The organism is Citrobacter sp. wls716 (assembly GCF_005280975.1).
Classification (GTDB): domain Bacteria; phylum Pseudomonadota; class Gammaproteobacteria; order Enterobacterales; family Enterobacteriaceae; genus Citrobacter; species Citrobacter youngae.
In genome coordinates, this window is record NZ_SZWX01000021.1 from 561,742 (window position 1) to 588,065 (window position 26,324).

Here is a 26,324-nt window from a genome sequence, read left to right on the forward strand (position 1 = left end):
AATTTGCACCTATGCATACTGTTTTTATATACAGTAGTTTTAGAATGACTGCAGATCAATGCGGCGTTGCCTATCAATAACTACTGCTGAACGCTTCATGAGAATCCGTCATAGGTGATCACAGCAAAGCCTTGCAAACCGATGCAAAGCTTTGTGTGTCCCGCTTTTGTCTCACCTGTCAGATAGGTTCAACGTAATCACACTCAGGACAAATCCAGCACAAAAACCCATATCGCATTCCCTGATACATTTTTGAACCACAGATAGGGCAGAATTTTACAACAGCGGTAACTTCAGGGGTTTCTTTCGTAGATGAATTTTTATTTTCGGTCATGAGTAATCCTTTCATTATTGATATTTAGATATGATTTCAGCACGATCTGATATGTATTTAGCCTTTCTTGTTTCAATCTCAGCTATTACAGCATCCTTTTTACTCCCCTCTCCAGCACCATCACTTACCGCAGCAGAAAGCCACGCTATATTTAGAACCTGAACATCGCTTTGATAATCAGCACTAAGTTTTGTAAGCTCAATCTTTCTTAACTCATCATTACCTGGTGTTGGCCTGTCGATGGAAATGGGATATCCAGACTCATCACTTGTGATAATTTTACCCTGACTTTGCTCATGAAGAAGTGATTTGTAATACTCCTCTGGGATTTCAATCAGGTCATCAGGAGGGTTATTAAATTCTATATCATCAGGATAAAAACCATTTGTCTGTGCCGAATAAAAAACTTTCATATTAATATCCAATTGAAATGAATCGTGCGGTCGTTGTTCCAGTAAAATCACTACTGCTTGGTGTTATAGTTACAGTAGTTCTGCTCGCTACAGAAGTTATATCAGCCTGATTGACAGCCAGCGTTACAGCCCCACTACCTGCTGATTTATCAGCGACAGAACAAATAATTTGCAACACTGCATTAGGAAATGCAGTTGCGTAAGTTGCTGCGATCTTCCCTGTCGTACCTGTGGCTAACCCCCACTGGGCTATCGCGGTTCGCTTAACGCCGTCAATAATTGCAGGGAATTTCAGATATCCAGTGCTTACCAAAGCGCCTGTCATTGTTCCTGCCAGAACCAATTCCCCCAGACCAAGGTATGAGATAACGTCAGCGGTGGTATTCTTGCCGATAATGTCACGCCCCACCTGAGTGAGGTCGGTCAAAGCAGCAGTATCATCCCCGTTGAAATACGGTAATTTATTCGCAACGCCCACTAACGCGGCTAACGCCGTCAATGTAGGATCGAGCGGCTGGAAGTTACCAAGGATGTAGGACAGCGTTCCGGCCGTCATCATGTTCGCCACAATGTCATTAGCCGACCATGCCCGTGGGACGGTTCCCTCCTGTCCACGCTGAATAGTAAAGACATCACCATTTCTGGCGGTAACGTGAACAATCTCAGTAAGCGTGCCTGTGGCAGCATCGATAATCGTAAGTTTAAAGAAGCTTGTTCCTGCCGCCGGTGATGGGAACAGAGAACCCGTCCCGGTATTCAGTGTCAATGTTGTTGCTGAGGCGCTTATGCCCGCCGCAAGAACGCTTTGGGCATTGTTAGCAGCTAAAAGTTGAAGTGCCATTTATCCTCCGGGATTCGGGCAATAAAAAACCCCGCCGAGGCGAGGTTTGGTTTTGAAGATCGCATTTTTACGCTTTGCATATATATCAATTAGTTAAGCAACATCAGCGCAGTGAATCAGATGGCGAAGTGCTTTAACGCCTTCAGCGTTGTAACGGAACGCCTCCACCTGCTTGTTTGAGTGGGTTATTAATTCAATCCCGATACTTCCTGATATCACTAAACTTAAATATAAACTCAGGTTCTTTAACCTTTCCAGACAATGATAAACTTGCTTCTAAAATGCAATTATCTTTGTCATCAAAAAATGTTCCAGAGAAATAAACAACATCCCCAGGATTTAGTCCTGATGCACTGTTAAACACATCCGTACCAGGTTCTACAAGGGTGTTTGATCTGATGTCAGAAAGTGAATTATTCCACGTCTTTATTGTTATATTGCTTGGCAGGCTTAATGCGATAACTCCTTTCCCATCACTGTTTGCAGATATATTCTTAACTTCACCAATCCAATTCGATACAGACTTAACCTTGAGTATGCTGCAAATGCTCTTATCCCTGACAGATTTAACACCTCCAATCTGCATATCATTTTTTGCATTGCTCGCATCGATCATTGATTTCTTTATAACATCAACAAAAGCAGCTTCATTTTTAAGTTGATAAGTAACCTTAGGATTAACAGTGGTAACATCACCACTATTGCTAGAATTGCTTTTTTGATTTTCAGCGACTGGTTCACCTGGAGAGGCTTCAGTTGTGCTTGCGATATCAGTTATGCCATTTGTTTCTGGAATACCCTTAGCTTTTATTGCCCCGTAAATAGCAAACGCGCTATCATACCACTCATCAACGCATGAATAATCGCTACACCTTTCCCTTGAGTTCCAAAGTGCTTTTGTTATTTCTGAAAATGCCTTCCTATCTTTTACGGATTCTTTCGCATTAGCATATAAATATTTTAAATCATCATCATATTTTGATAATTTGGGGCTGGAGCAAATAGTTTTTTCCGAAAAGCTTTTGGCTTTACTGCAATCAAAAGAAGCACCGCTCGCCTGCAACGATACGCCTATGGATATAAGCGCTAGCACAGAAAGTGTTTTTTCCATTTTAATACCTAAACATGCCATTGTTGATGGATTAATTTTACACCGAACCGACGCAACTTCAACCAACTATCGTCACAGTAACCGGCTGATAGAATGGCATGTGAAGCAAACCACTTTCAAAGGCCTGTTTGAAGAGAGCGGCATATTCATAATTATCGCTTTTTATAAGCAGGCTATTCTTCTGATTGTAAGCGCGTGAGTTGAAAGCGAAGCTATTAAACATTGAGGTGTCAGTGAGTTTTCTGTACCCCTTTATGATGGATATACTCGCGCCAGAGCCTGAGAACAAGACCGATATACTCCACCTCTGGTCGTTAACAACATCGGCACCATCAATGCCAGTCAAAAACCTCATGATGCGGCGCTTCAGCCAGGGGATTGTGAAGTAGTAGCCATCACCTTTGTAGAAATTCCAGGTCATTATGCGTTTGAACAGGTCATCTGAAACGACAACCTGCTCAGACTGATTGACAACCTTTCTGCCGTTGAATGGAAGCTGGTTAAACAGGACGGCATTATACGGGCCGAACACGCTCCGCTTTCCACTGATAAGCACCGGCGGCTTAACGCCATAAATGCCCCTGGCTATCCATTTTAACTGGTCACCAGCATTGTACCCGCCGACAAAAATCGGAAGGTTGGCATTAATCATCCATGAATAAATTTCCTGAGCCATGGTGTTATACGCAGTGACGAATGCCTGGAGATCATCATCGTCGTTATACTGCGTATACAGGTATGATTTAATGATATCTTCCAGCATGTTATATCCCGTCGACAATTACCCCATTTGAGGCCATGAACCAGTAACTATATGGGTCACCGCTGATTATATTCGTACCGGCGTCAACGCCTGTGATAACGCCGTTCACAGTCACAATAACATTCAGGGTCGAGATCAGGCTCATATCCAGCGTTCCATTGATGGACTGAAGGAATACATCCTTAATGTTATTGATGTTCATCGGCTTACCAGCAAATATCCCGTTCACATAGTTGATCACTGGCTGTGATACCAGGGAGGCGATTGTAGCGTCCGTCAGATAATTAGCGCTTTCTGTCGCCCATTCAAACTTGATGGTTACCAGTTGCTGTAGCGGTATAACAAAAGGGATCAGATAGTTATCAGGCCAGTCATTTATTGTCACGACGTTATTTCTCAGATTTGGCGTGACGACCCCGCCGCCTGTCCAGTTGCCTGAGGAAGATGTGTTAATGCCTATAGAGAAAGTGCGTGAGCTCAACACAGTGATGGTCAGAGGCACGTTATTGATGCCGCTCATTCCGGTGACGCCGGTGATATTAATAAGCTGACCGGTGCTAAATCCGTGGGTGATGTCAGTCGTGATAACGCCAGGGTTTGCATTGGTAATGCCCGTGACATTCAGGTCTGTGCCTTTAAGCCTGCTGATGTCGCCAGCTGATTTATAAATGGCTCCTGCCATCTCATAAATATCGCCGCCGCCGCACATCACAATCCACGCACTGCCGCTCTGAACCACAGAAACCAGCCTGGCCTGAACATTGCTCAGGTCGGTTAGCTTCTGACGGATAAAGCCAGGATAACCCTGAACGGTTGACATCTGAGCTTCCCAGACACGCTCGCGAAACTCATAATTGGTTTCAGGTTCGCCACCTGGCGTCCCGGCAACTGGGTTGGTACAGGTCAGCGTAATGTCCGACGGCAGACTGGTAAGGATCTGGTTTACAGAGCCTACCGGAACCGCCCACGAGCCCGTATTCGTTGCAATGGCTGTTACCATTGAACTGACACCCGAGGAAAGGACCAATGTCGCATCGGCGATCTGGTAGGTATACGTGCCATCGCTTACCAAAAATCCCTGTGGCACTACGAACCCGACCGGCCCGTAAAAAACGACAGGTACAGTTGTCGACCCCTCTGTTTTTTGCGGTGGGATGCCTGCCTGCTGAGCCAGCAGGTTCAGCATGTACATATTCGCCTTCAGCGGACCTACTGAGTTGATGAGGTCGACACGAATCTGATCGGCAATGAGTAGCGCGCCAACGTCAGTGCCAACGATATCCTCAATCAGTGATCCAGGAAGGTCTGTCGTGATGCCAGGTGATAACTCTGTTGCTCTTGAAACAAGAACGGCACGAAGCTCTTCGGAGGTTTTCGGAACGGGCCCGGCTGCGTCATAGCTAACGGACAAATCACTCATACGTTCACCGTTGTGATAATTTTTGAACCGGCGTTCGTTATCGCCGAAATGTTGTAGACGGGTGGGTCATCACTCACCATGGCGATCTGCAGCGATGAGAAATACTGGCTAAATTGCCGTTGAAGCCTGTCAACATAATAGGTGGGCAGCACCTGCTGAATGACGGAGCTCTGCGCCGGAATGCCATTATTTGCAAAAAATGGTGACTCCTGCGGCGCCAGCTTCAGATTCTGGATGAGCGTCGTAAGATAAATGGCGTCGTTGAACCCGTTTTCATCAGGCACAACCAGTACCCACTTGCCCTCCGCGTTTCTTCCGTAGGTTCTCATTGCGTGATATTCCCGTTGAAAGTAGTGGTTGGGGCGCCGGTGTTTGAACCGCCGTTACCGTTTGAGTGCTGATGAGAATTCAACCATGAAACCAGGGCGGCCCAACCGATATGCATAATCTCAGGGCTGGTACTGGCGGTTGAGTCCTGTAACTTACCGCTCTCTCCTATCATGCTCCACATGCCCTGCGTAAGAGTTAGCACCGTGCTGCCTACCGTAACCTTAAACTGATCCACGGCGGCGATTGTCACGCTGTCCGGTGTTAACAGAAACGTCGTATTGCTTCCCTGGTCACGGATAGTCACACCTTCAGGACCGTAGATAGTGACAACGTTCCCGTCGACGGCTTCCCATTCGGTGTTGCTGATCGGCAGGTATACCAGGGCGCTCAGGTTGGCTGGAGGGGTTAGGTCAGCAACACCGCCGCCCTGCCCACTAACGCCGCCAAGATAGGTATCAGCAGGAATGACGATGCCTTTATCTCCTGGCTGCATCGGATAGCGGATGTACTGAGGACCGAAAATTGGGATGGTGACATTTGGGAAAACGTATGGCGTGTCATGCAGTTCGAAAGACACTGTAACCATGTTTCCCTGCTGCTCAACAATGCTGGCCGGCAGGATTTTCCCAGACGCCTGAAAAGCCTCATTAAGCTTCTGTTCAGTAAACCGGTTCATGTTCCGGCCGAAATTAAGCTTCTGGTCAACACTCATTTTGTCTTAACCGCCTCCGCCGGGTATGCCTCTATCACGGTGATCCACGCTTCCGCTGTTGGCTGCCTGCTGTTACCCAGCAACCTCACCGATTGAACGACGAATTCACCGTTAAAGGCCGAGTCATCGCGAAACTGCGAGTAAGAAGACGCCTGAATCATTGGCCTGGCCTTTTCCGGCATAAGGATGTGGTCGCCAGTCTGCAGGTCTGCCCGCATAACGCAGATGACACTGACAACGCCAAAACTGATCCACGTTGGCTGGCCGATCAGGTCATTGAATTTTATCTGGACAGGATTTTTGCTTCTTTCCGTCGCGCTGGTCTTTGAGCCCTGATCAGGGTGATTGGCGTAGTCGTTATCCCACACCCGTATTTCGTTGCCGTTGACCACGGCAATTTCAACGCCCGTGTAACCTGGGTCTTTGATACGGGACAGCGAAAATGCCCGCAGATTTTTTGCCAGCTCTGTGAGGGATCCGCAAAACATGGGGCGATCATAATTCAGGATTAGCCTGTCGCTGATGCTGATGTTCGGCCTAAATCCGCCCATCGTCATGACGCATTGTGTCAGCGCAATGGAAAGTTTCTGCCCGGTAGACCATGGCATGGTCAACTGTAGCGGAACCATCTCACCTCTGGCCGTGGTGTTAACCGGTCCGGACACAATAATGAAGTCCAGCCGTAACTCTGTGCCCTGCCAGTTGCCGAAAACCTGAAAAATGGTGCCCTCAATGGCAAGCTTTTTATCCCATACGCCTGCCAGCGGAAGTCCTTTCGACATCCCGGCAAAGATCTGAATTCTCTTACCGTAGAGGTTCTGTCTTGCCTGCTGCATGTCTTTGGGGCCAATACCCCACACAGTCAGATGTGTTTCCCCTGCTGGAGTTGATTCGCCAAAGCGCATGATGTCAAACTCGACCATCAGCGCGCCTGGATTAAAGACTCCGTTTTTGAGGCTGGAATATTGCTGGATTAAGGTTTCGCCATCAAAAATGTTAATTTCGTAATAGCGCATCAGTTCGTTACCTCAATCTGCCCGTTCTTTTCGCGCCAGATCATGGTCGTCGATGAGAAAACTCCACTTAAAAGGTTTATCCCTCCAGTAGATGTTGAGCCTACGACGGCGGTATTCATGACCGTGTTGTCAGAGCTATCAGTGATCAGCAGATACCAACGCTGTGCGGCGATGTTCCACCTCATCTGGCAGGTATAGACGTTCCCGTCAAGAATTGGTGAGAACGTCACGCTACGTTGCTCTCTTCCGGTAAATGGATAATTGACGGTACTCATATCCCGAACGCCCCCTGAAGCTTACCTATCAGTCCAATTACGCCCTCCGCACTACTTGCTACCGCGCCACCCAAGGCGGTATTACCAAGAGATGATGCAGTGTTTGTCCATGAAGGTGTTTTATTCGGATCCCCAGCGTCTATTCTCTTTAGGAAGTTTGTAACCGCCCTGTCAGCATCAGTGGTGGTAATAAGTGGCTGCTCAAAATCCCAGAGCCACGACCGCTGAGGAAGCGGATCATTACCGGATGAGTTGTCCTTGACCGTTTTCAGGATGCAGTTGTTGTAGATAATTGACGGCGTGGCCACGATGTAAGTGCCGCCCAGGTTGGCATGTGCCTGAAGCACCGCCTGAAGCGCGCTCAGCGTTACAAGTTTGGTCATGGTGCCAGTATTCTCGTTCACTGGCGCGTCCATCATCAGGCTGACCCTCAACGGCTGAGCAAGAAGCGCGTTTGCCGCGACAGTCTGGTTAGCGAAGGGGTATTTAGCAATATCGTAATCCACCATCGTTGCGCCCTGAACAGGCCGCCAGTGGCAGAAATATTTATCAAGAACGGTAAGGTTTATTGCCCCACCGATCAGCCCGGTCACAAAGCTGGCGCTCTGGGTGAGCGCGACTATCGGCAGCATGCCTCCTGGTATAGCCTCCGCAACTCCATTGCAGAGGATGACTGGGGATATTTCAAATCCGAGCCGGTAGAGTTCGCGAGTAAATGCCATTATCCAGTCACTCCAAGCTGTGATGATGAAACGATGGCATTGCCGCCTGTGTTGTTGAATATCTGGATAACCGCGCCCTCGCTAACCCGGTTCCCAGCCCCCTCTTTCGTGGACATGGCGGAAATGAGTTTTGCCAGAATTGCAGGATCGTTGAGGTTAAGCCTATCGTTAGCGCCAAGCCCGGTCGTTTTAACGACGTGGCGAATGTACTCCGCCGTATCGTTCTCGTTCGAAGGAGCCCATTTTTTCGCTATTTCGCTGACTGTGTTGATGCCGCGGGTGCCATAAATTTGAAGTTGTTTCGCCGACGCCAGCACGCCCTCATCGAGCGTAGGGAAGACAGCAAATTTCCCGCTCTGCGTGTTGTGCGTTCCGTACCCCTCAGCCCAGCGAAGGTTGGTCGGGTTATTGAAACGGTCGGCGATCGTCCTGCCTTTCGCGGAGACATCAGCAGGGGTTGGGTCTACAGGCTGAACATCGCCACTGGAGAAGAAGCGCTTAACACCCTTCAGCCACCCCCAAACCCGCGGGTCATCTTCAGAACCCGGCATGTAAGTCTGCCCGGTCTTCGGGTCTGTGACTTTCTTGTCGCTAAGTATTGAGGATCCTGACGTCACATCCGATACTGAGATATCGGTTTTACCCACAACCCAGTCGTAAACCTTCCCGATGAGGGCTCCAAGCTTTTCAATGCCAGCCATGAAACTGTCAACATCCTTGGTGAAATCGGGCGACGCCAGGTAATTTCCGAATCGCTCAATACCGCCAGCCAGTCCGTCAATCCACTTACCCAACTCCGGGGACTGCAGCACTGTGTCGATTGCGCCAGCCAGGGCGTCAGAAAGCTTGCTCAGTTGCGGGGTTAGCGGCCCAAGCCCGCGCACAAACGTGTTACGGATGCTCTGCCCGCTGTAATCAAGCTGGACGTTGAAGTCCTGCCACTGCCTCGCCTGCTGATCAGTGATCTGTAGTAACTTCGCATCCTTTTGCGCCCGGCGCTCCATCGCATCGATTTCTTCATCGCTCATGTTTTTAAAGCGATTCAGGTCATCCAGGCTGAAAAAGTTCGTCAGGCCGTAGGCGTTAGCTCCCTGCAGGGTGCTGCCGTTTTTGACAAAGATGTCTCGCGCATTGCGAATCATCTGCGGCAGAAGTTTCGCCGGGTCCTGGTCAGGGTTGTTAATGCCCATAGCCTGGAACTGCCAGCGCTTTGACAAATCCATCTGGCTGTCACGAATAGCGCCCAGCGTTGCTGTCGGGTTACCGAGTGCCTTCTGGTAGTTAATGGCTGTCGAGTCCAGCGCACCGATGCTTGTCCCGATCCCGAGCGATGTGAATCTCTGAGAACCAGTTGTGGCAGCCAGTCGGTTAAGCCCAAAAAGACCGCCTACACCCAGTACACCGGTGAACAGGCCGACGATACCACCCCATGAAAGCAGGCTTGTGGTTGCATCCCTGATGTGTCCGGCCAGCGACTTCGCGTCTTTCGTGGCGTCACTCAAAAACCCCTTTGATGATCGGGTTTTCTTGTTGAAGTCTTCCTGACTTTTATTAGCCCGGTCCAGGCTATCGGTAAGACGATCAAGCCCGCTGTTTATCGACAGAATCGCGCTTGCCCCCTCAGAAAAAGCTTTAGCCAGAAGGTCACCCTCTGTTTTTGCTTTTGCCGTCTCTTTAGTGGCATCCGTGGCACCATGCGCCAGCCCGCGCCATGCTTCAGGAAGGTCCTCAAGTGCAGCCTGATATTCTTTAAACTTATCCATAAACGCGACAAACTTGTCGTCATTTACGTCAATATCGACAATAGACTTAGCCACCATTGAAGGAACCCCTGTCTTTTAGCGCGGAAATGATGTAACGCTGGCGGTACTGCGCCGGGCTGGCGAACTCTTCGCCGGTAATTTCCCTGATTACCCGCCAGAATCCCTCATTTGACGCCCAGTCTAGGAGGGTATATGCGACGTTTCCGGCTGGGCATTCGGGGTCTCGGTATCGGTATGAGGATTCGACATCTGCAAGGAATCTCGGAACGCCGTAACGCTCAATGATACGAGTTGCCCACCGAACATGCCGATCACTGATCCCACCGTCGGGGCGATCAGATGAGCTTTCTGAATGGCAGAGGAAACCATAAAAAAAACCACCTCACCTTCAACCTCTCGGTATTCGTCAGGAGAGATGATCCCCTGCTTCATCGCGACTTCGAAAGATGCAGTTTTCCAGGTTCCGCAGTCATTCCAGACAACAGACGTAAGACGCTGGATCTCGTCAACGATGGTTGGGGCCTGCTGGGTTGGGGCCTGCTGGTTAGCTTCGTCTCTCAGCTCCTGCTCGCGCTGTAGCTTTTTACGGAGCATCATCGCGGCAACGCGCGCCGCGCCCAGGCCGCCGACCTGTGAGATGAAGTTTGTGAACAGGTTACCCAGCAGAAGGCAGTGCTCTTCAACCACCTCATACGGGAACGGTGTCACATGCAAGTACACGATTGAACCGTCATCCCGGGTGATGTTTGTTACCAGGTTGAGTTTTTTGTCTATTTTCACAATCAGACCCACATATTGTCGTTAGCCAGGATATAACCGCTGATGGTCACCACATACCCGGCATCCATACCGGTAAAAGGCAGTTCGTTGAAGTTCACCAGGTAAGCGTTAAGCACGGTGAAATTGCTCAGCGTTTTCGCGTCAGGGGTGATCACCACCTCACCCAGTGCCGTATCGGTGGCGAAGCGGTTTTTGTAGCTATCGCTCAGGCCCTGGGTGCGCAGCATATGGACAGTCGCTGTTACCTGCTGATATGGCGCCTGGCTGCCAACAGTGCCGGTCAGCGTCGGGAGAATGTCCGTGGCCGGGCCATCAGGGCGTAAGCTTATAGCGTCCTTACCAAGATAAGGGGCCGTGATGTTTAATTCTGGCGAGTCGGTTACCGACACCGCGCCGCGTACACGATTGAGGAATCCCTGCGGTACTAATGGGTTTGCCATTTTTTACGCCCCTACAAAGTTGGTTACGTTCACGTTAAACGTGATGGATTCGAAGCCGCGGCGCGGTGTCATTACGGCGCTCAGTCCAGCGTATTTGCCCGCGGCGTAATCGGACGGATTCAGGCTGGTGTAATTCGCGAACGGCACGGCGTTGATCACCGCGTTCCCGGCATACGTGCCTTTCTCGTACTCGGTATTGAAGTCCTGCTGCGTCAGTGCGGTACCAATCACGCGGCCGAGGATCAGGCCGTAACTGATGCCGTTGCGCAGCGTCTTCAGCGCGCGACGCTGCAGGCGGTCGATGCCGTTCTGCTCGTAGTACAGCGGGTTAACAGTGGTGTTTGACCCGTTGATGATTTCGTTTGCCAGGTCGAGCTCAAGGTTGATTGCAGTCCATGCCACGGAATACCAGTAGTTGAACGGATTGCCGTCCAGCATGTGGCCTGCCACCAGCATTTTGTTGCTCAGCCCGCCTTCCGCGGCGGTGCCGACGTAGTTGATGCTGTTGTCCTGGAGCTGCTTCAGCAACGTGCCATTGCCTTCTACCGGGTACTCGGTTACGCCGTAGCCAAAGCGGTACGCCATCGGCGGTACCATATTTGAAGAGCCAGGATCGTTTGCCAGAGATGACTGGAACGGGAATGCCATGGAAAACTCGCCAGCAGGGATATTTGGCGACTCCACGCCTGCACACACAGATTTGTTCTTGGTGGCGACCCAGTCCGGATAAGTGGCGGTAGTAGTGGTGATGAAGAAATAAACCAGTGACGCTGGGCTGGTATACAGTCCTGTCAGGGTTTTAAACGTCGGCTCGTCGCCCCATTCTCGCGGCGTCAGGTATGAGAAGAATTTCTGGTAAGTGTTACCCAGCGAAATATCCTCATCGATGAAGTCAGCCAGTGCTGCTACGGCAGCAGCAACAGACACATCGCCCAGCTCCAGCACATAGACTGCGCGGGTAGTTCCCTGAGCCCAGAACGTCGTGTTCATCTCGATGATTTCGTTTTCCGCTACGGTTTTCACCGTACCCATGACTGTTGCCGTTCCCGGATCTGTCGCCAGCGGATAAGTGAAGGCGGTGGAAGTGGTCACAGTGGCGGTTACGGCGCGGTTATATGCTGAAGGGTTAACTCCAGAGACAACCAGCGGGATAGTGTCGCCAACGTTCCATCCATGCGCTACTGATAGGGTCACGGTAACAACACCAGTTGCCCAGGCAATCGTGGAAATGGTTTTAGCCGGCGAAGTAATAGCCTTCAGATCGTCTTTTGTCGTCAGGAGTTGATACTCGCCTTCCGCCAGTGTTGTTCCGCCCATGGAGATCATCGCGCCGGATTTGAGCAGCTGAGAGGGCTTCGGTGGATTTGTCACCGAGACGTTAATGTTAACAATTGCCATTTATTTATTTCTCCGGGTAAATGGACGGAATCGCTGACGTGATCAGCTTGCGCGCGACGTTCCGCATGCGCTGCTGGTAATAGTTGACTTTGAACTTGATTGTTTTTCTCATGGCGATGATGTTCAGCTCGTTCTGCGTGACGCGCTCGTCCTGAACGACCGGGATATTCATCACGCCCATTTCCGCGTCATCGCCGAGCGTGTACTGCTGCACGTACCTGAGGAAATCCTCAACCCCGGCATTACGCAGGCCAGTGATGGAGATCGTCACATCCTCGGAAACCAGCTGATACTGGTTTTGCTGCTCATCGAGATAAAAGCTCCCGGCAATCGGCGCGGTGTTGCTGCACTTCACAGTTGCGTACGGCGGTGAAAGGTTCTGCGTCGACAGCATGGCCGGGAACATCGGCATGTACTTGCTCAGAGCCAGCCATAACGGCAATGAGCTCGAAACCACCACATCAGACAGGTCGATGTCATCAGCGGAGTTGATGATCTGCGATCTCATGTAAGGGAATATGGCCTCCCCTGTGTAGTGGTAGAGGTTGGCCGGTTCGTTCAGCCCGGTGCACCTGGAGAAGGAAAACTGAATGCCAAAGAACTCGCCGATGTACAGGACGTCCGATCCAATATCGTTGAATGGGTCTATATCGGCCTGCGCAGTAAACGTAACGACGTTGCGGTCGTAGAGCTGCTCATCGTCCTGGATTGTTTCGGTTGTGAGGTGCAGATAGCCTTTAACGTCTACCGTGTCTGGCTCGCTGCTGGGGTCGTCCGACAAGACTGATGCTTTTACCCAGAAAACGAACCCATCGAGGGGCAGAACCTTACGGATATACTTCGTGAACGTTACCACCTGGAAGCGGCTAAGGTCGTCAAGACCCTGCGTCAGCGTGGCGTTAAGTTCGGTTTTTGCAGTCTGTTGTAATTCACTCAGGGAAGGCATTTAGCACCCCGCTCACCCAGGCGCGCATCGCGGCCTGATAGGTTCCGGTATCAATGAATGACGGACGCGGCGGCCCTTTTTTGTTTTTGAATCGCCGGGATATACCATCCAGCGCTCGGCGCGTAGGAACGCCTGGCAATCCGTTCATTTCGGTGTTGTCGAGGAAGGCGACAAACAGGTCATGGATCCGTGACATCGACTCTGCCAGAGGGTCTCTGGAAGGCGGCGCGCCAGCCATCATATTCTCAAGCGACGCAGCCATGTCATTCGCCATCAGGTCAGCAATGTCGTTGCTGTACCTGTCGAAAAACGTCTGCATGATCTGGTACTTTTCCTCCAGATACTCGGCGACGTCTCCGGTTGTGGTGTTCTCGTCCTCGTACGGAACATCAATCACCCCAAGATGGAAGGTGATCATGACAGCCCCCACAGGCTGCCGAACTGCTGGGCAATCATAAGGTACCGGCGTCCCCACGGGTCCTGCAGCATCTGCAGGTCAGCCAGCGACAGGTCTTTGAAGAAGTCCGGGACCAGGCGTTGAGCGCTGGTTGAGTTATCCCCGGCACCAGTAATCACGCCGGCCTTGAAATTATTCAGGCCAAACTCTCTCCTGAACTCGGCAAATACCGATTCGGTACCGTAGTTGACCAGGAAAGACGCGCCCAGGTTGTACACGGCAACGGTGTACAGGTTCGGCGTGACGCACGCGATATCAGGGTTTACCCACTCTACCGCGCCGCCATACGCCAGGGTGAAAGACGGCGAGTCGTCGGGAACCTGCGCGGCGGTCACGCCCATGTCAGTTCGAACGAATTCGATGAATCCCGACAGGCTCGTTGTCATTTTTTCTTTCTCCCGGATTGTTTAGTCACGATTGTTTCGTTAACCGTAGGAGTGTCTTCATTGTCTTCTCGGCCTTTCGCCTGCTCAGCGCTGACTTCCATCTCGCCGGAATAACCGGTACCGCTGTCACGCAGTGCGCTATCCAGAGCAGCTACGGATGCCTGGCGCCTACCGTGGGCACCACGCGTCAGGTGAATGTCGTTATCGCGGATTGCTTTTTCGATTACCGACGCTGATACAGGCTTGTTAAGGCTGTAGCACAGGCCGACAAACGCCTGACTCTGGTCGATTTTGGTCGAATCAACCAGCCCGTAAACCTGGTGATGCTGAACCACTGCATCAACTTCTTCAGTTGAGCCATCCAGCACCATCATCTGATCGCCGTGGTTAATAGGGATCTGAATAAGGCGGCCGGTCTCCAGTTTGCGATAAGCGAAAATCTGGCGCTGCTTGGTAGTGTTAGCGATATAGAGTTTCATTGTTACCCTCGTAAAAAAGCCCCTGCTGAGTTTCCCCGGCAGAGGCTTAACCACTTCTAAGAATGGATCAGGCGCTGTACGCCATGGACAGGATGGTGATTGCTTCCGGACGAACAGCCCAGCCTGCGGTTGAACGCATTTCGGACAGAACATCAATGGCACCACCTGCGATCGGCGTCGGGATTTCTCGCGGAGCGGCCATGTCGGTAAACATCAGCGCGTTCGCGGCAAGAGACGGGGTCAGCTTGGCGAATTCGTTGGTGTTTACAGTCGAGTTGACCATTGGCACCTCGACCTCAGGGATAGTGATCACCACCGCGTCAGTACCGCCAGCACCAGCGCCGATCAGGGTATCGTCATACACCCAGTCAACCTGGACGTTTGCGCCCTTCAGCACTTCTTTCACCGTGCCGCCGACGGTATCAGTACCACCACCAGGACGCTGGTAAGAAGTCAGTTGGACGATCTGCTGAATCTCCATGGCGCCGAGGACGCGCTGCGGACCCAAGATAACTACACGCTGCTGGCGCCCCAACTGCATGGTGCGGGTCAGAGCTGCCTGCACGTGGCTAAGCAGATATACCGCCATCTGTCCGTGGTCATAGGTCAGCACCGTGGCGTTGCTGTTGCTGTCTGGAGGTAGGGACTCGGTAGTCGCTCCAGCAGTGTTCAACAGTCCTTCACCTCCAGCAGGGTTCATACCGTACAGCAGAGCAGAGCGCAGCTGCTGGAAGATGCCCTGACGCATGCCCAGGCGCTGAGCTTCCGGCAGTGCAAAGTTCCAGTTACCGGCAGCGGCCAGGTCATGGTGATCGTAGATACCACGGCAGCGGAACAGGTAGGTTGGGGTTGAAATCATCTTAGCATCCAGCGCCACGCTCGGCAGCTGGTTACCGTTACCGGACTGGCTGGACGTGGTCTGGGTGCGAATGTCCAGGCGGCGCATGTAGACGTACTGGTCGCCCACGCCGAGACGGACTTGCGGGTTACCGCTGGCGATGGTTTCGAACGCACCTGACGCCTGCTGGTAACCAAGAATCATCTCCGGCGCAATATACGACGGATTGACGATGGTGTAGCTGGGGGTAATTGCAGCCATTTAATTCAGCTCCCGATTAAAGTAAGACCAGCGCGCAGCTGTCGGTGTTGTTCCAGGTCAGGAAGCCCGTCGAACTGTCATAGCTGACAGTCTTGGAGTTGCCTGATTCGATAGCGAGCACTTTTACCGGCAGCGTGATGTCGGAAAGCGTAACTGCGCCGATGGTGCCCTGCGTAGTTGCAGCGCCGCCTGGTGCAGTTGCCGGTGCGTAGGTAAAGGTTGTTGCGTTCACGACTGACAGCACGACCACGGTGCCGTTGTACGCAGCAGGGGCAACGCCGCTGATTTTTACGTACTGACCAGCAGTCAGTCCGTGCGCTGATGCAGTGACGGCTGTCGCCACGCCATTGGCATAGGTCACAGCAGTTGTCGCAATATCAGAGCCAGCGAAACCGGCCGCCGCCGCGGTGGTGATCTGGTTGTTCACGAAATCCCAAGCCAGCGGCGTCTTTACTGAGGCGCCAGAGGTGCCAAGCGCAACAACCTGCGCAGAAGCTTTCAGCGGAACGCGCATGTTAGAGCCCAGGCGGTAGAACGAAACGCTCATGCCGGAGGCGTACAGCGGAACCGGTGACTGCGGAGTAGTCAGGCCGTTGTGAGCCTGATTGAAGACGGTGAAGCCTTCAAGCTCGGCAACCGACACAGCACGACGGATGTATGAACCGCGCGGGCTTGAACTGGTACCAGGCAGAAGCTCAGCAACCGGAAGACCACCCCACAGTGGTTTGCTTTCCGTTGCCGCCACAGTGCCCGCCGCCAGATTAAAGCGGTTGGCCGGGTCATCAAGCGCCACGCCCTGGATATAACCGTCGGACTGCACACCGAAGGAACCCAGCGCGTTCGTGGTTGCCATCGGGTTTAGAGATAAATTAGCCATGCTTGAGAGCTCCCGTTAAGCCTGGTTGTTGAAACAGGTGACCTGACGTTTGCCGGACTGGAACGGAGCCCAGGTGGCAGCAGGATCGCCTTCAAAAGTGCTGATCTGGCGACCGGTCGCATCAGGGCGTTTAATTTCACGCAGCATGCCAGGGCCAACAGACAGGCTTGCCGATTTTTGCGCGTCGGCGTAGATCTGCTTTTCAGCAAACCCAAGCAGCGCGGAATCAGCAATTGATGACAGGTCGACAGCCTTGAAGTCAGGAGAATGCTCCTGCAACTGGATCATCAGGCGGCGGCGATATGCCAGAGGCTTTTCCCCAGACAGTGGCACCGGAGCGCGCTTGCCGAAGCAGGAGAACACGCTATCTGCCTTCACCTGCGCGTCGGCTACTTCGTTACGCTCTTCATCGCTCAACTCGGTTGGAATGCGTGATTTAAGATCAGCCATTTGACTGCGAAGGTCGGACATTTCAGAGTCAGCTTTCTCGCGTTCTTTACGCTCGCGTTCCAGCTTGTCGTCTTCGCCTTTTGCTTCATGCTCGAGTTTTTTAAGTTCGCTTTCGTCTGCCTTGGCTTTTGCGTCAGCATCTGCTTTTTCCTTAGCAGCCTTTGCTTCTTCGGCCTCTTTCGCCTCAGCATCAGCCTTTTCTTTCTTAGCTGCCTCTTCGGCATCGGCCTTCTCTTTGGCTTCTTTGGCCTCGGAGTCTGCTTTAGCCATGCGTGCGTCAATCGCCTTGTTGATTAGCGCTACGATTTTTTCATCGTCCATCGTTTCAGCCTCATTAGAAATGGAATCAGATTTAACACCAGTAGGGGCAAGGAGCTTGTCCCATACGCCCTGTTCACAAATTGCAACGTGGTCGAGCAATACCGGGGAACCTTCCACCAATAGAGGCTGACCGTCGATTTTGATGATTGAGTCCTGCATTTCGCTGAACGTGACGGTTGGCGAGGTACTCAGCTGATGTGTCGCCATAATTTCGGCGGCTTCAGCGTCGTACACCCGGGCAATGGCCCAGACCTCGCCATTATCTGCAACCCAACTGTTCGTCAGTGTGCCGATAACACGCTTCGCAAATTCATCGCTATCGAGCTTGTTTTTCTCCGGGTGCAGCCAGACAAGCGGTACACCGGCAACTCGCTGGAGAAACTCTGGGGTGAGATAGTCATCCGGGTTACGGAAGGCCATCTGTTGATCTGCGGAACGCCAGGTAACCCCTGTACCGGTCACCCGGATCGCGAACATCCACATGTTGATAAAGTACTGCGGGCTGCTTAACGTACCGTCAGCGATAAGCGCGCCTACCTCAGTTTCATTGAGCGCCTGCTGCGCCAGCATCTCAGCGAAGGGCCGATGAAGCGGTTTTGGCAGATCGTCAATGTGGAACCATCCGGAGGCCAGCGATTCGTCGTTAAGCTTCGCCTCGAACCTCTCCGGTACTTCGGCGCGAAACGTCAGATAATCGCCGTATACGCTGTGCGGAGTAAGCGGGCCATCGTACTGATAACCCACCTCTTCCAGCACCTCTCGGCGCGCGGTATCAATAGCCAGCTCGCCCGGCTCTACCGTGCCGCCTGGCTGACACCACGTACCATCATCCGAACGCTGGATCAGGAAGACGAACTTACCCTGACGGAACATTATCCCGCTGCCAAAAATAGCCACGTTTTAATGCTCCTATGCTGCTTTCTTCATCGACTCCATGAACTTCTGCCCCTTCTGGGTAAGCATGTATTCAGGAATGCTGCGGAGGTTGTAGATGTAGGTCACATAGCAATCGCAGAAGACCTCTTCACCCGGCTGGGTGATCCCGTCGAGATACCCGGCAGGGCCGACTTTGACGTAGCCATTTTTTTGTGCCCAATTACCGCGAATGAGGTAATAAAGCTGGTCACGTTCTTTGTGATCTTCACGATAGTTGTAACCCGGTCGGCGCCAGTGGCTGTGCCAAATCGCTGCAATCGCGTTATTACTGGTCGCAATCACGTTATCGATGTTTGCGATCAGCTTGTGGTTCTGGTCAATCATCACCCGGCGCGCTTCATAGTCCATCTGTTCGGCAGACTTCTGAATGTGCTTTGCCGTCTCCATCATCGTTCCCTGAATACCGGACAACGCAATGGTATCGGCAGAGGGGATGCTGCTTGCCCAACCACTGAAGCGGGACAGCGTGGTATCTACCGCCTTTTTGCGGTTCAGAGATATCAGATCGACGCTGGCCATAATGCGCCGGTCAAGCTCTGCCCTGAGCCTGGGCTCAAGGTGATTGATAGTGAAGAGAGATATACCAGGATGACGCTTAAGGGCACCAGCCCGGTAGATCTGCAAGTCATAGGCATGTGTCAGGTTTCGGGAAACCATGCTGGCATAATCACCTGCTGTTTCCCCCTCAGCCGCCTGCCTGATAACGCTCTGCCATCGCTCCAGTTCTTCACGCGATGAAAAACCGTGCTGAAGAAAGAACTTCACCGCGTCTCTAACGGTTCTAGTGAAGGTATTCATAGCATCATACCGTCGCCAGGCGGCCCTCTATCTTCCGCTCGTGACGGAGGCGGGTTGTCCTTCAGAGAGTCGTAATCGAGATTAAGACGCTGAGGAAATAGGTTCTCGTTGGCATTGGCGTTTTCACACGCCCACTCGATAAGCGTCGCGCGGTTTTCTGGGTCCGCTGTTAGCTGCGGCAGCACCACTTCCAGCATGCTGACAATCGCCTTAAAGCGCGTTTCGTCGACCTTCACCTTCTCGCTTTCCGGCTCTTTCAGAGAGGAAGGCCAGCGATATTCGAAGTTGTTAATCCATTGCGCAAAATAGAGACTGTACGTGTTTTTCAGCTCCGGGAAATCCGATCGCAAAGACTGGAAGAACTCAATACTCCATGCGCGATACTGGCAAACCCGAATGAAATAATCGTACAGGGGATCGAGCCATTCACGGATATTGTCGATATAGACAGCAACAGAACGCGCGTCCTCGGTTCCTTCGCCAAAACCCTGGGCGAACGTCTCAGAGTTGAGGATGATGGCAGGCATATCAGCAGCTGCGGCAATATTTTCCAGAATGTGCTTACGCGCAGAATCAAGTGGCTTTTCAAGGTTGCTCAGGTCGATGGATTCGATCGTATCGTTTTCACCAATCTGCAAAACTTCGCCAGTCTTACCGCGTTTCAGCATCATGCGTTTGATGCCGCCCAATGCCTGCATAACTTTATTAACAACAGCGCCAGCGTTTTTAATCTTGGTTATCAGCAATCCACCTTTCACCGCCACCATGTCATCGGTGCGCATGGTCTGGATGAATGATTTCAGAGGGAATAATGCGCGCTGGTAAACGCTACGGCCTGTGAAACCGAATGCTGCTGGGTTGTACGCGAGATAAATAGGATCCTCGTTCTGTGCCACTACGCAGCGCGATTTGTGATACGGCTTTCCCGCCCCTCTGATTCCGTCGACTTTTTGGAAATCATGAGCGTTAGGGTCCTGGTTTAGAACGATGCTGCCGGCGGTATTCAGAGGATCCAGAATATTGAAACTCAGGTTGTGCTTATACAGCGTCCTGAAATCCAGAGAGGTATTTGGTTCCTGATTATCCACCAGCATTGCTATGGCTGAGACACCGTAAATTCGCGATATGCGGGCAGCATTGGCGATATGTCGATCAGCGCCAATGTCTTTCCATTCGCGCTCGAAAGCATCGCGCAGCCGCTGTTCAAGTGCATAGGACTGGGCAACATGAACGGTGCGAGGCTCATTCATCGCCATTTTAATAGGGCGATCCACCATCTTGCCGCCCAAGGGGTGAAAAAGGTAAATCGTCTTGCAGGCTTGATACCCAGCCGAGGAACCAGGCTGAATATCGTCGCTGTCCAGCAATGCCATCAACTCTGGAGAGCAGCTGCCGATTTCGAAATCGTCTTCGTTCATTGGTTTTCTCGTCAGAGTGCGTCGCCGCTGCCGAAGGCAATGATCAGCCCGTAGGTGTAGTCATCGAGCAGGTCATCTGCGCGCTTATGCGCTTTCTTGTCGGCAAGGTGGAATCGGGAAACCTGCTTATGCAGATGGTTTGCTGTCTCGCCCTTGAAGACTGCTGTCTTCTCGTAGGCGTATCGGGATATTTTCGCCAGACCACGGTAGTGATAACCGGATGCCATGATGGCGCGCTCGTCCTTTCCTTTGCTGGTCAGGGCGGATTCAATTTTGTTTACTGGCCATCCCAGGCTTTCGCCTTTCTGCAACAGGATGCTGCCCATGCTGGCGTCTTCAATGAACACGCCGAGGCTTCCGTTTACAGCAACGCACTGGCCGGAAAGCTCGTTGAGCCGTTCGAATACCGACGGCATCCACGTTTCCAGCAGCGCGCCGTCAATCTGCACCACATCCCAGTCGAGAATGGTGAGGCGCTGAATACCTGGCCGGGTGTCGACGGCGTAATACACAACCGCCGTGCCGTCATGCTCGTAACCACCTTTGACAGCGGTATCCATGACAGCGAAGACGGCCTGACATATTTCAGGGTAATCAACAGGCTGATCCTGATTTTCGCCCTCGAACCATTTGCGGACATCGAACAACGAAGCGGCGGACCAGTCGACGAACTCGGCCAGAAACTCCTGGCGGAACACGCGCGGGTCATTGTTCGCCTGTTCCTTCTCCAGCTCTTCCGGGGGAACGAACGGGTTCGAGGATGTTGGTGCGTGGTGCTCGATAAAGCCAAGGTTCTTATCGTGACAGATGGCGTAGAAGAAGTTCTCCTCGTCCACCCCGTCTGGCGTAGAAAATACGTAAGCCCGGCCTTTTGTCGTCAGCAGCGTCGGCTTGATCGACTTTGGCCAGATCTCCTTCAGCATCTCAGGTGACTTGGTAAATGCCGCCTCGTCTATCAGGATGATTTCGTATTCACGTCCACGACCAGCAAGTTTGTTGTCGTTGGTGACCCAGAAGTCAATCTTCCCGCCGTTTTTAAGCAGCAAGCGCTTTTCCTGGCGGCTGAAGCTTTTCTTCAGCGGCAACAGGATTTCTTCGAGCTTGTCGTAGATCTCCTGATACTGGCGATACTCAGCAGTGAATATACCGACACGCCCGCCGAGTTCAATGTCCATGCCCGGGCGTTTAAACGGCGCTGTCGCATAGGTCACCGCGGCGCTGGAAAGCATGAACGTTTTACCCCAGCGTCGACCGCATCGAACCGCGTTAAGTTGATGATCCCATGCGTCAGACCATACCGTTAACTGCCCGTCATGCAGCGTCGGGAGGTAAATGTCGGCCATGATTTATCTTCCAGGTATCGGCAGGGTGTTGTGCACGACGATGGCGTTGTCGCTGTCGCCGTCCTTCATGATGTCTATTTCCATTTCCACTTTCTCAGTGGCACGCTCGCGGTAAGCTGCATCGACGCGAAGCTTCTCTATCGATCCTTTGGTGTATTCCAGCGACTCAATGCGCTGCGTGTTGCGGTGCATGGCCTTTTCAGCAGAAGAAATCAGGGAGTGCAGTTCCTTTTCCTTCTCATTCGTTGCCAGCTCCAGCTCAGCCTGCCAGCGCCCGATATTCTCCGCCGCCGTCAGGTTCGCAGCGCGCAGCCAGAACAACTCATCGTCGAGCGTCAGCGCTTGGGCGTCTTCCGTAACAGAATCGGATAGAAGCATGCGGCGACCGTAACCACCATGTTTGAGTGCGTGCTGATTACCGGTCTGGAAAGGGGGAAAGTTTCTTACGCCGCCCCGCCTTTTCTTCTCGGGTTTCGCACCTCCAGAATTTGCGCCCCTGGAAGATTCGCAGTTACTGGGCTCTTTCGGCTTGCGACCCTGCTGGCCTTCTTTTGATTTCTGCGAATTCGCACTTTTTTTCACAGTTCCTTTCTGCGAATTCGCACCGTAATTCGTAACTTTGATATAGCGCTTTGCGCTGGCGTAATTCAGTCCCTGCGCTTCACACCAGTCTTTTGGGGAAATACCGGATTTAGCATGTTCGGCGAGGAACTGGTCTTGCAGTGCTCCCCAGTCCGGTTTAGCCATGTTGAATCACCTAACTTTGACATTATCAAAGCCCTTCAGTGAAGAGCTTCTGTAATGGAGAGCCGTTGTGAAAGTGGCTCTCAAAGGACATTTTTGTCCCTTGGCGCTATTCAGTAAAAATCAACTTTGGCTGTGTAAGCGAGAGGATCTGGTCAAACTCCAGCGCAAGCAGTTTCTTTTCTCTCTTTCGAGCATTCATCATTTTGCTTCCGATGCGGGCCTTCACTTCTGACTTAGCGACTTTTAACGCATGGCGGTGCTGGGCCTGCTCTCCCATTTCATGCCAGCGCGTAAGTTGATCTGCCATCCAGTTAAATGCCTGTATGTATCTAACTTTGATGAGAGTGGCGGCAGCGCCAGTAAAGCCCATAACGACTAGCATATAGCCGTCTTTAGTCAGCTTGAACATTGGCTGCGCATCTCCATTTTTATCAATGAAATCAGCCTCCTCAAAATTGAGGGCAGCAAATTCAGGCGGACACTCAGACTTAACCTGCCTGATTTTTCTCAGTACGTTGTCATGACGTTTGCCGAAGTAATCAGCGATCTTTTGACTGGTTGTGAACGCCTTACCTTGGATGGCCATAACCATCTTTGAGAAATCGAACTCATGGACTACAACTGCTTCTTTCATAGCGTACTTCCTTACTTTGATATGAACCTTCGCCGCAATAGAAATCAGCCCACCGAAGGCTCGCCAGCACTAACTGACTTCTTCGAAGGCTCATATCAAAGGGTTCGGATTCGGTGTGGTTAGTTGCGCATTGCGGTGCGCGGGGATTTACTGCATAAAAAAGCCCGACCGAAGTCAGGCTGTGTTATTTGGATGGCGAATCATTTCAGGCACTGCGTGTTGATGTATTCCTGCAAATAGCCGACCTGCTTCGTCACTGTGTCGATTCGCTCTTTGAGGGTGAAATAATCCCGTTCAGCGGACTCAGTAAGTCTGGGGGTGGAAGCATTGCCCATGCCGCCGGTGCTGGTCGCTCCGTTCGCTGGACATTTGGCGTTGATGCGCAACCCACACTTGCCATCACGAACGCAACGCTGCAAATCATCAAGCTGCTTTTTCGCATCTGCCATTTCCTTCGTGTATTTGGCATCCAGTGCAGCTACATCGCGCTGGCGCACCTGCATATCTTTGATGGTGGCGTTAGCCAGATTCAGCGCCCGAGTTTTCTCATCGCGCTGCTTCTTGTATTCGGCGGCGTTGTCGCGGTAGTGATTAACAGCCCAGCATAGCGACACGATGATGCAGACGACAACGGCAATGATGATTGCGGTTAACCGGCTCATTTCTGACTCCAGGTACAAACCTCATACTCGACGTCGCGACGGTTCATCATGCCTTTCCACTTCTTGCCACCTGCATATACCCAACGTTTAAGCTCAGAGCAGGCTCCGTCGTAATCTTTCGCGTTGAGTTTCTTCAGTAGGGTGGAGTTGATGGTTGCGGTAGCGCCGACGTTGTAAGCGAAGCTATAGATTGCAGCTCGCTGTGTTTCAGTGGTCTGCACTTTGATATGCGGATCAACCTGAGCGGCAATGCGCGTTAAATCTTTCCGGGTTAGTGCATCGCATTCTTTATCGGTATATCGCTTGCCGGTGATAATGTCGGATCCGGTGTGACCATCACAGACAGTCAGCACTCCAACAACATCTCGATAGGCCACATACTCACGACCTTCAAGCCCATCCTTTCCGGATATCATAACTGTGGCAATTGCGATTGCACCGCCGCCGACACTGGCAGCAATTTTATTTCTGAGCGCCGGAGACATTGCCATTTAGCCGATCCTCTCGCTCTTTGCGTTTGTAGTACCAATTGACACCAAATGTGCCTATGGTGCAGGTGATGCCAATAATTACTGCCCAGTCGTTAAGGGAAAGAACGCCACCCATAGTTGTTAGGCCTCCAAACCAGTAACTGAGCCATTCTCTGATTTTATCCATACGGATCATGCTCTGCCCCCAAGAGGATGGGGATCTGTTCAAATTAGGAATAGGGATGATGGTCGCTTGAACAAATCCAGGATACGTTTATCAGTAACGTGGTTTGTTCGTGACTAAAGGCATGAGCAAATCAGGCAGGAGGCTGTTTGCGCAGTCTCTTGCCGCCCATCTTCACGAATCCCAGCCATGTGCTGGGTTTTCTTTTTTGAAGCGCACTAGACCACCGTAGCCACAGATATTCAGCAATTAGTTGGTTGGGTCTGGTTCTTGGTGGTAATGCGCTTTAAAAAAGCCAGCGGCGATGCTGGCAAGATGAGGGTGGTGCGTTGAGCTTTCGCTCTTATGGTCCTGGTAGGGATTTGGCGGGACAGGAAGGATTCGAACCTTCGACCAATCGGTTAACAGCCGATCGCAAACCTCTGTGCTTCTGACCCTGAATGCAAAAAGCCCCGCACGATGGCGAGGCTTCGAATAACAACGCCATCATCCAGATGGCGGCCTGATTACTCAGGTCTTGGAGAACCTCTCAGCCCTCTACGGTTGGAGTACCAGACGATGCGTCGAAGATACCAACTAGGCGGTTCAGTGGTGAGAGCCGCCTCTTTTGCCTCACCACCTCGCTCTTTCGCCTTCGACGTCCGAGCATACAGTAATTATGCATCTTCAAAACTTGTTTTCAAGTCTTTTTTGCAAGTTTCTTTATTTTCGATACCAAGTTCTGCAATTAACGTGAAGAAGACAGCAGAATTGAACAACTCGATACACCAACGAACGCGATCGATACACTGCTTTTCAGTCAAAAAAGGTGCGTGGTGATACTGCATCCAACGGGCCATGTCGTTAATGGTCTTGCGCCATGTGTAATAGTCCTTTCCGATTTCGTAGACGATGCTGTTTTTGGCGAATGATTTGAGGATGATCCGCTCCATGAATTCGGCCTCTTCTTCATCAGCAGCATTTCCCATCAAATCAGATAGAGACTTTTTAGGCCAGATGATAGCTTTTGCCTGCATGATAAGCTGATCTCCTGAATATCCCATCTTGCGGAGACCAGCGAGAACAGTAGTAATCCTCTCCTGCTGCTCACCTGTCCATCCAGTGAGTATCATCGACCACATACCACCACCGCCAGACAGATATGAGGTGTCACTACCACCAAACTCTCTACCCCAAAGTCCTAATAGCGAACGAACCCACCGACTTTGCGCAGGAGTCAGGCGACGATATTTCCCAAGATATGAGCGGCGCGGTACAGAAGCTAACTTCATCCATGAACATTCAGGATCGGCACGCAGTACCGATGCTTTCTGGTATTTTTCGATATCGGTTCGGGTCATGCGGCCTCTCCCATACGCAAAGTGATGTTCTGCTGATACCAGTCAGGCGCGGTGAATTCGATACGACCTAATACGCCAGTGTTGCGTAGATGCTTCAGTCTTGCCAGTTCCTGTTTGTAGTACTGGTAAAGTTCCTCTTTCTGCCACGGCTTGACCTTCATTGGGTGCAGAGCGGCTCGGGATATCTGCTCAATGGTCATTACGCCGTATTCGTATTCAGCGTGACGAGTAAACTGGATTGGTTCCTCACCAAGTTTTCGATGGCAACCAACACAATGGGACAACGCATTCATAGGGTGCCAGCGCGTTGCAGTATGACGGCGTCCGTTAATGTGAGAGCAATGAAGTAATGCGTGGTTGTCACTGAAGTTACGACCGCAGTTTTCACAGCACCAGTTAGCGCGTTCACGAACCAGTTCGGAAAATATTGCGTCGTATTTATCACGTTTAAGTGCCACA

Annotated in this window: 31 protein-coding genes, 1 tRNA gene and 1 pseudogene; all 33 read right to left on the reverse strand. The window is 51.7% G+C overall.

The genetic code is table 11. The features are described 5' to 3' along the window. Nucleotides 1-348: 348 nt before the first annotated feature. On the reverse strand, nt 349-747 hold the full coding sequence (locus FDX24_RS05435) for a hypothetical protein (protein ID WP_137363927.1): 399 nt from the start codon (nt 745-747) through the stop codon (nt 349-351). Between the two features lies 1 nt (nt 748). Then, on the reverse strand, nt 749-1,588 hold the full coding sequence (locus tag FDX24_RS23650; RefSeq protein WP_252362808.1) for a hypothetical protein: 840 nt from the start codon (nt 1,586-1,588) through the stop codon (nt 749-751). 93 nt (nt 1,589-1,681) lie between these two features. Next, a pseudogene (locus tag FDX24_RS05450) lies at nt 1,682-1,771 on the reverse strand (phage repressor protein); the annotation flags it as partial. Nucleotides 1,772-1,781: 10 nt separating this feature from the next. Continuing rightward, nucleotides 1,782-2,699 carry a lysozyme inhibitor LprI family protein gene (locus tag FDX24_RS05455; RefSeq protein WP_137363928.1) on the reverse strand — a complete coding sequence of 306 codons (918 nt, stop codon included), beginning with the start codon at nt 2,697-2,699 and terminating at the stop codon, nt 1,782-1,784. Between the two features lie 58 nt (nt 2,700-2,757). Beyond that, nucleotides 2,758-3,462: a hypothetical protein gene (locus tag FDX24_RS05460; protein WP_137363929.1), complete on the reverse strand. Its 705-nt coding sequence runs from the start codon at nt 3,460-3,462 to the stop codon at nt 2,758-2,760. Nucleotide 3,463: 1 nt separating this feature from the next. After that, nucleotides 3,464-4,882, reverse strand: a complete 1,419-nt coding sequence (locus tag FDX24_RS05465; RefSeq protein WP_137363930.1) for a ubiquitin-activating E1 FCCH domain-containing protein — start codon at nt 4,880-4,882, stop codon at nt 3,464-3,466. After that, nucleotides 4,879-5,211, reverse strand: coding sequence for a hypothetical protein (locus FDX24_RS05470; protein WP_137363931.1), 333 nt, complete (start codon nt 5,209-5,211; stop codon nt 4,879-4,881). The genes FDX24_RS05465 and FDX24_RS05470 overlap by 4 nt, the downstream gene beginning before the upstream one ends. Continuing rightward, a complete protein-coding gene (locus FDX24_RS05475; RefSeq protein WP_137363932.1) occupies nt 5,208-5,924 on the reverse strand; it encodes a hypothetical protein in 717 nt (238 codons plus the stop codon). Before FDX24_RS05475 ends, FDX24_RS05470 begins: the two co-directional genes overlap by 4 nt. Continuing rightward, on the reverse strand, nt 5,921-6,940 hold the full coding sequence (locus FDX24_RS05480; protein WP_137363933.1) for a hypothetical protein: 1,020 nt from the start codon (nt 6,938-6,940) through the stop codon (nt 5,921-5,923). The genes FDX24_RS05475 and FDX24_RS05480 overlap by 4 nt, the downstream gene beginning before the upstream one ends. Continuing rightward, a complete protein-coding gene (locus tag FDX24_RS05485) occupies nt 6,940-7,215 on the reverse strand; it encodes a hypothetical protein (protein WP_137363934.1) in 276 nt (91 codons plus the stop codon). Before FDX24_RS05485 ends, FDX24_RS05480 begins: the two co-directional genes overlap by 1 nt. Further along, nucleotides 7,212-7,937, reverse strand: a complete 726-nt coding sequence (locus FDX24_RS05490; RefSeq protein ID WP_137363935.1) for a hypothetical protein — start codon at nt 7,935-7,937, stop codon at nt 7,212-7,214. Before FDX24_RS05490 ends, FDX24_RS05485 begins: the two co-directional genes overlap by 4 nt. Then, nucleotides 7,937-9,757 carry a hypothetical protein gene (locus tag FDX24_RS05495; protein WP_137363936.1) on the reverse strand — a complete coding sequence of 607 codons (1,821 nt, stop codon included), beginning with the start codon at nt 9,755-9,757 and terminating at the stop codon, nt 7,937-7,939. The genes FDX24_RS05490 and FDX24_RS05495 overlap by 1 nt, the downstream gene beginning before the upstream one ends. A gap of 123 nt (nt 9,758-9,880) precedes the next feature. After that, a complete protein-coding gene (locus FDX24_RS05500; protein ID WP_137363985.1) occupies nt 9,881-10,480 on the reverse strand; it encodes a hypothetical protein in 600 nt (199 codons plus the stop codon). A gap of 2 nt (nt 10,481-10,482) precedes the next feature. Then, on the reverse strand, nt 10,483-10,920 hold the full coding sequence (locus tag FDX24_RS05505; protein ID WP_137363937.1) for a hypothetical protein: 438 nt from the start codon (nt 10,918-10,920) through the stop codon (nt 10,483-10,485). A 3-nt stretch (nt 10,921-10,923) separates the two neighbouring features. Further along, nucleotides 10,924-12,318, reverse strand: coding sequence for a hypothetical protein (locus FDX24_RS05510; RefSeq protein ID WP_137363938.1), 1,395 nt, complete (start codon nt 12,316-12,318; stop codon nt 10,924-10,926). A 4-nt stretch (nt 12,319-12,322) separates the two neighbouring features. Then, nucleotides 12,323-13,264 carry a hypothetical protein gene (locus tag FDX24_RS05515; RefSeq protein WP_137363939.1) on the reverse strand — a complete coding sequence of 314 codons (942 nt, stop codon included), beginning with the start codon at nt 13,262-13,264 and terminating at the stop codon, nt 12,323-12,325. Next, a complete protein-coding gene (locus tag FDX24_RS05520; protein WP_137363940.1) occupies nt 13,248-13,682 on the reverse strand; it encodes a hypothetical protein in 435 nt (144 codons plus the stop codon). Before FDX24_RS05520 ends, FDX24_RS05515 begins: the two co-directional genes overlap by 17 nt. Continuing rightward, on the reverse strand, nt 13,679-14,107 hold the full coding sequence (locus tag FDX24_RS05525) for a hypothetical protein (RefSeq protein WP_137363941.1): 429 nt from the start codon (nt 14,105-14,107) through the stop codon (nt 13,679-13,681). The genes FDX24_RS05520 and FDX24_RS05525 overlap by 4 nt, the downstream gene beginning before the upstream one ends. Continuing rightward, nucleotides 14,104-14,586, reverse strand: a complete 483-nt coding sequence (locus FDX24_RS05530; RefSeq protein WP_137363942.1) for a hypothetical protein — start codon at nt 14,584-14,586, stop codon at nt 14,104-14,106. Before FDX24_RS05530 ends, FDX24_RS05525 begins: the two co-directional genes overlap by 4 nt. 67 nt (nt 14,587-14,653) lie before the next feature. Next, nucleotides 14,654-15,685 (reverse strand): DUF2184 domain-containing protein, encoded by a 1,032-nt coding sequence (locus FDX24_RS05535; RefSeq protein ID WP_137363943.1) that lies wholly within the window; start codon nt 15,683-15,685, stop codon nt 14,654-14,656. 16 nt (nt 15,686-15,701) lie between these two features. Continuing rightward, entirely contained in the window at nt 15,702-16,562 is an 861-nt protein-coding gene (locus tag FDX24_RS05540) for a hypothetical protein (protein ID WP_137363944.1), read from the reverse strand. Nucleotides 16,563-16,577: 15 nt separating this feature from the next. Then, nucleotides 16,578-18,230 (reverse strand): NUDIX domain-containing protein, encoded by a 1,653-nt coding sequence (locus tag FDX24_RS05545; protein WP_137363945.1) that lies wholly within the window; start codon nt 18,228-18,230, stop codon nt 16,578-16,580. 12 nt (nt 18,231-18,242) lie between these two features. Continuing rightward, nucleotides 18,243-19,067, reverse strand: a complete 825-nt coding sequence (locus tag FDX24_RS05550; protein WP_137363946.1) for a hypothetical protein — start codon at nt 19,065-19,067, stop codon at nt 18,243-18,245. Beyond that, complete coding sequence (locus FDX24_RS05555) at nt 19,064-20,485, reverse strand: anti-CBASS protein Acb1 family protein (protein WP_137363947.1); 1,422 nt, start codon at nt 20,483-20,485, stop codon at nt 19,064-19,066. Before FDX24_RS05555 ends, FDX24_RS05550 begins: the two co-directional genes overlap by 4 nt. Before the next feature lie 11 nt (nt 20,486-20,496). Further along, nucleotides 20,497-21,828: a terminase large subunit domain-containing protein gene (locus tag FDX24_RS05560; protein ID WP_137363948.1), complete on the reverse strand. Its 1,332-nt coding sequence runs from the start codon at nt 21,826-21,828 to the stop codon at nt 20,497-20,499. Between the two features lie 3 nt (nt 21,829-21,831). After that, nucleotides 21,832-22,575 (reverse strand): hypothetical protein, encoded by a 744-nt coding sequence (locus FDX24_RS05565; protein WP_137363949.1) that lies wholly within the window; start codon nt 22,573-22,575, stop codon nt 21,832-21,834. 106 nt (nt 22,576-22,681) lie between these two features. Beyond that, nucleotides 22,682-23,209 carry a Rha family transcriptional regulator gene (locus FDX24_RS05570; RefSeq protein WP_137363950.1) on the reverse strand — a complete coding sequence of 176 codons (528 nt, stop codon included), beginning with the start codon at nt 23,207-23,209 and terminating at the stop codon, nt 22,682-22,684. Nucleotides 23,210-23,409: 200 nt separating this feature from the next. After that, the gene (locus tag FDX24_RS05575) at nt 23,410-23,871 is read right to left on the reverse strand and encodes a lysis protein (RefSeq protein WP_137363951.1); all 462 of its coding nucleotides are present in this window, start codon (nt 23,869-23,871) and stop codon (nt 23,410-23,412) included. Next, nucleotides 23,868-24,362: a lysozyme gene (locus FDX24_RS05580; protein ID WP_137363952.1), complete on the reverse strand. Its 495-nt coding sequence runs from the start codon at nt 24,360-24,362 to the stop codon at nt 23,868-23,870. Before FDX24_RS05580 ends, FDX24_RS05575 begins: the two co-directional genes overlap by 4 nt. Further along, on the reverse strand, nt 24,334-24,537 hold the full coding sequence (locus tag FDX24_RS05585; RefSeq protein ID WP_080762982.1) for an HP1 family phage holin: 204 nt from the start codon (nt 24,535-24,537) through the stop codon (nt 24,334-24,336). Before FDX24_RS05585 ends, FDX24_RS05580 begins: the two co-directional genes overlap by 29 nt. A 351-nt stretch (nt 24,538-24,888) precedes the next feature. Further along, nucleotides 24,889-24,962, reverse strand: a tRNA-Asn gene (locus FDX24_RS05590). A 219-nt stretch (nt 24,963-25,181) separates the two neighbouring features. After that, complete coding sequence (locus tag FDX24_RS05595) at nt 25,182-25,865, reverse strand: DUF1133 family protein (protein ID WP_137363953.1); 684 nt, start codon at nt 25,863-25,865, stop codon at nt 25,182-25,184. Next, nucleotides 25,862-26,323: a hypothetical protein gene (locus tag FDX24_RS05600; protein WP_137363954.1), complete on the reverse strand. Its 462-nt coding sequence runs from the start codon at nt 26,321-26,323 to the stop codon at nt 25,862-25,864. Before FDX24_RS05600 ends, FDX24_RS05595 begins: the two co-directional genes overlap by 4 nt. Nucleotide 26,324: the final 1 nt, after the last annotated feature.

Excerpts from the sequence above, each read along its gene's own strand:
- FDX24_RS23650 (WP_252362808.1), bottom strand. The coding sequence starts at position 1,588 with ATGGCACTTCAACTTTTAGCTGCTAACAATGCCCAAAGCGTTCTTGCG.
- FDX24_RS05515 (WP_137363939.1), bottom strand. The coding sequence starts at position 13,264 with ATGCCTTCCCTGAGTGAATTACAACAGACTGCAAAAACCGAACTTAAC.
- FDX24_RS05480 (WP_137363933.1), bottom strand. The coding sequence starts at position 6,940 with ATGCGCTATTACGAAATTAACATTTTTGATGGCGAAACCTTAATCCAG.
- FDX24_RS05540 (WP_137363944.1), bottom strand. The coding sequence starts at position 16,562 with ATGGCTAATTTATCTCTAAACCCGATGGCAACCACGAACGCGCTGGGT.
- FDX24_RS05485 (WP_137363934.1), bottom strand. The coding sequence starts at position 7,215 with ATGAGTACCGTCAATTATCCATTTACCGGAAGAGAGCAACGTAGCGTG.
- FDX24_RS05505 (WP_137363937.1), bottom strand. The coding sequence starts at position 10,920 with ATGGCAAACCCATTAGTACCGCAGGGATTCCTCAATCGTGTACGCGGC.
- FDX24_RS05455 (WP_137363928.1), bottom strand. The coding sequence starts at position 2,699 with ATGGAAAAAACACTTTCTGTGCTAGCGCTTATATCCATAGGCGTATCG.
- FDX24_RS05535 (WP_137363943.1), bottom strand. The coding sequence starts at position 15,685 with ATGGCTGCAATTACCCCCAGCTACACCATCGTCAATCCGTCGTATATT.
- FDX24_RS05555 (WP_137363947.1), bottom strand. The coding sequence starts at position 20,485 with ATGAACGAAGACGATTTCGAAATCGGCAGCTGCTCTCCAGAGTTGATG.
- FDX24_RS05565 (WP_137363949.1), bottom strand. The coding sequence starts at position 22,575 with ATGGCTAAACCGGACTGGGGAGCACTGCAAGACCAGTTCCTCGCCGAA.
- FDX24_RS05585 (WP_080762982.1), bottom strand. The coding sequence starts at position 24,537 with ATGATCCGTATGGATAAAATCAGAGAATGGCTCAGTTACTGGTTTGGA.
- FDX24_RS05435 (WP_137363927.1), bottom strand. The coding sequence starts at position 747 with ATGAAAGTTTTTTATTCGGCACAGACAAATGGTTTTTATCCTGATGAT.
- FDX24_RS05470 (WP_137363931.1), bottom strand. The coding sequence starts at position 5,211 with ATGAGAACCTACGGAAGAAACGCGGAGGGCAAGTGGGTACTGGTTGTG.
- FDX24_RS05530 (WP_137363942.1), bottom strand. The coding sequence starts at position 14,586 with ATGAAACTCTATATCGCTAACACTACCAAGCAGCGCCAGATTTTCGCT.
- FDX24_RS05490 (WP_137363935.1), bottom strand. The coding sequence starts at position 7,937 with ATGGCATTTACTCGCGAACTCTACCGGCTCGGATTTGAAATATCCCCA.
- FDX24_RS05525 (WP_137363941.1), bottom strand. The coding sequence starts at position 14,107 with ATGACAACGAGCCTGTCGGGATTCATCGAATTCGTTCGAACTGACATG.
- FDX24_RS05510 (WP_137363938.1), bottom strand. The coding sequence starts at position 12,318 with ATGGCAATTGTTAACATTAACGTCTCGGTGACAAATCCACCGAAGCCC.
- FDX24_RS05580 (WP_137363952.1), bottom strand. The coding sequence starts at position 24,362 with ATGGCAATGTCTCCGGCGCTCAGAAATAAAATTGCTGCCAGTGTCGGC.
- FDX24_RS05575 (WP_137363951.1), bottom strand. The coding sequence starts at position 23,871 with ATGAGCCGGTTAACCGCAATCATCATTGCCGTTGTCGTCTGCATCATC.
- FDX24_RS05560 (WP_137363948.1), bottom strand. The coding sequence starts at position 21,828 with ATGGCCGACATTTACCTCCCGACGCTGCATGACGGGCAGTTAACGGTA.
- FDX24_RS05460 (WP_137363929.1), bottom strand. The coding sequence starts at position 3,462 with ATGCTGGAAGATATCATTAAATCATACCTGTATACGCAGTATAACGAC.
- FDX24_RS05495 (WP_137363936.1), bottom strand. The coding sequence starts at position 9,757 with ATGGTGGCTAAGTCTATTGTCGATATTGACGTAAATGACGACAAGTTT.
- FDX24_RS05465 (WP_137363930.1), bottom strand. The coding sequence starts at position 4,882 with ATGAGTGATTTGTCCGTTAGCTATGACGCAGCCGGGCCCGTTCCGAAA.
- FDX24_RS05570 (WP_137363950.1), bottom strand. The coding sequence starts at position 23,209 with ATGAAAGAAGCAGTTGTAGTCCATGAGTTCGATTTCTCAAAGATGGTT.
- FDX24_RS05550 (WP_137363946.1), bottom strand. The coding sequence starts at position 19,067 with ATGAATACCTTCACTAGAACCGTTAGAGACGCGGTGAAGTTCTTTCTT.
- FDX24_RS05475 (WP_137363932.1), bottom strand. The coding sequence starts at position 5,924 with ATGAGTGTTGACCAGAAGCTTAATTTCGGCCGGAACATGAACCGGTTT.
- FDX24_RS05595 (WP_137363953.1), bottom strand. The coding sequence starts at position 25,865 with ATGACCCGAACCGATATCGAAAAATACCAGAAAGCATCGGTACTGCGT.
- FDX24_RS05520 (WP_137363940.1), bottom strand. The coding sequence starts at position 13,682 with ATGATCACCTTCCATCTTGGGGTGATTGATGTTCCGTACGAGGACGAG.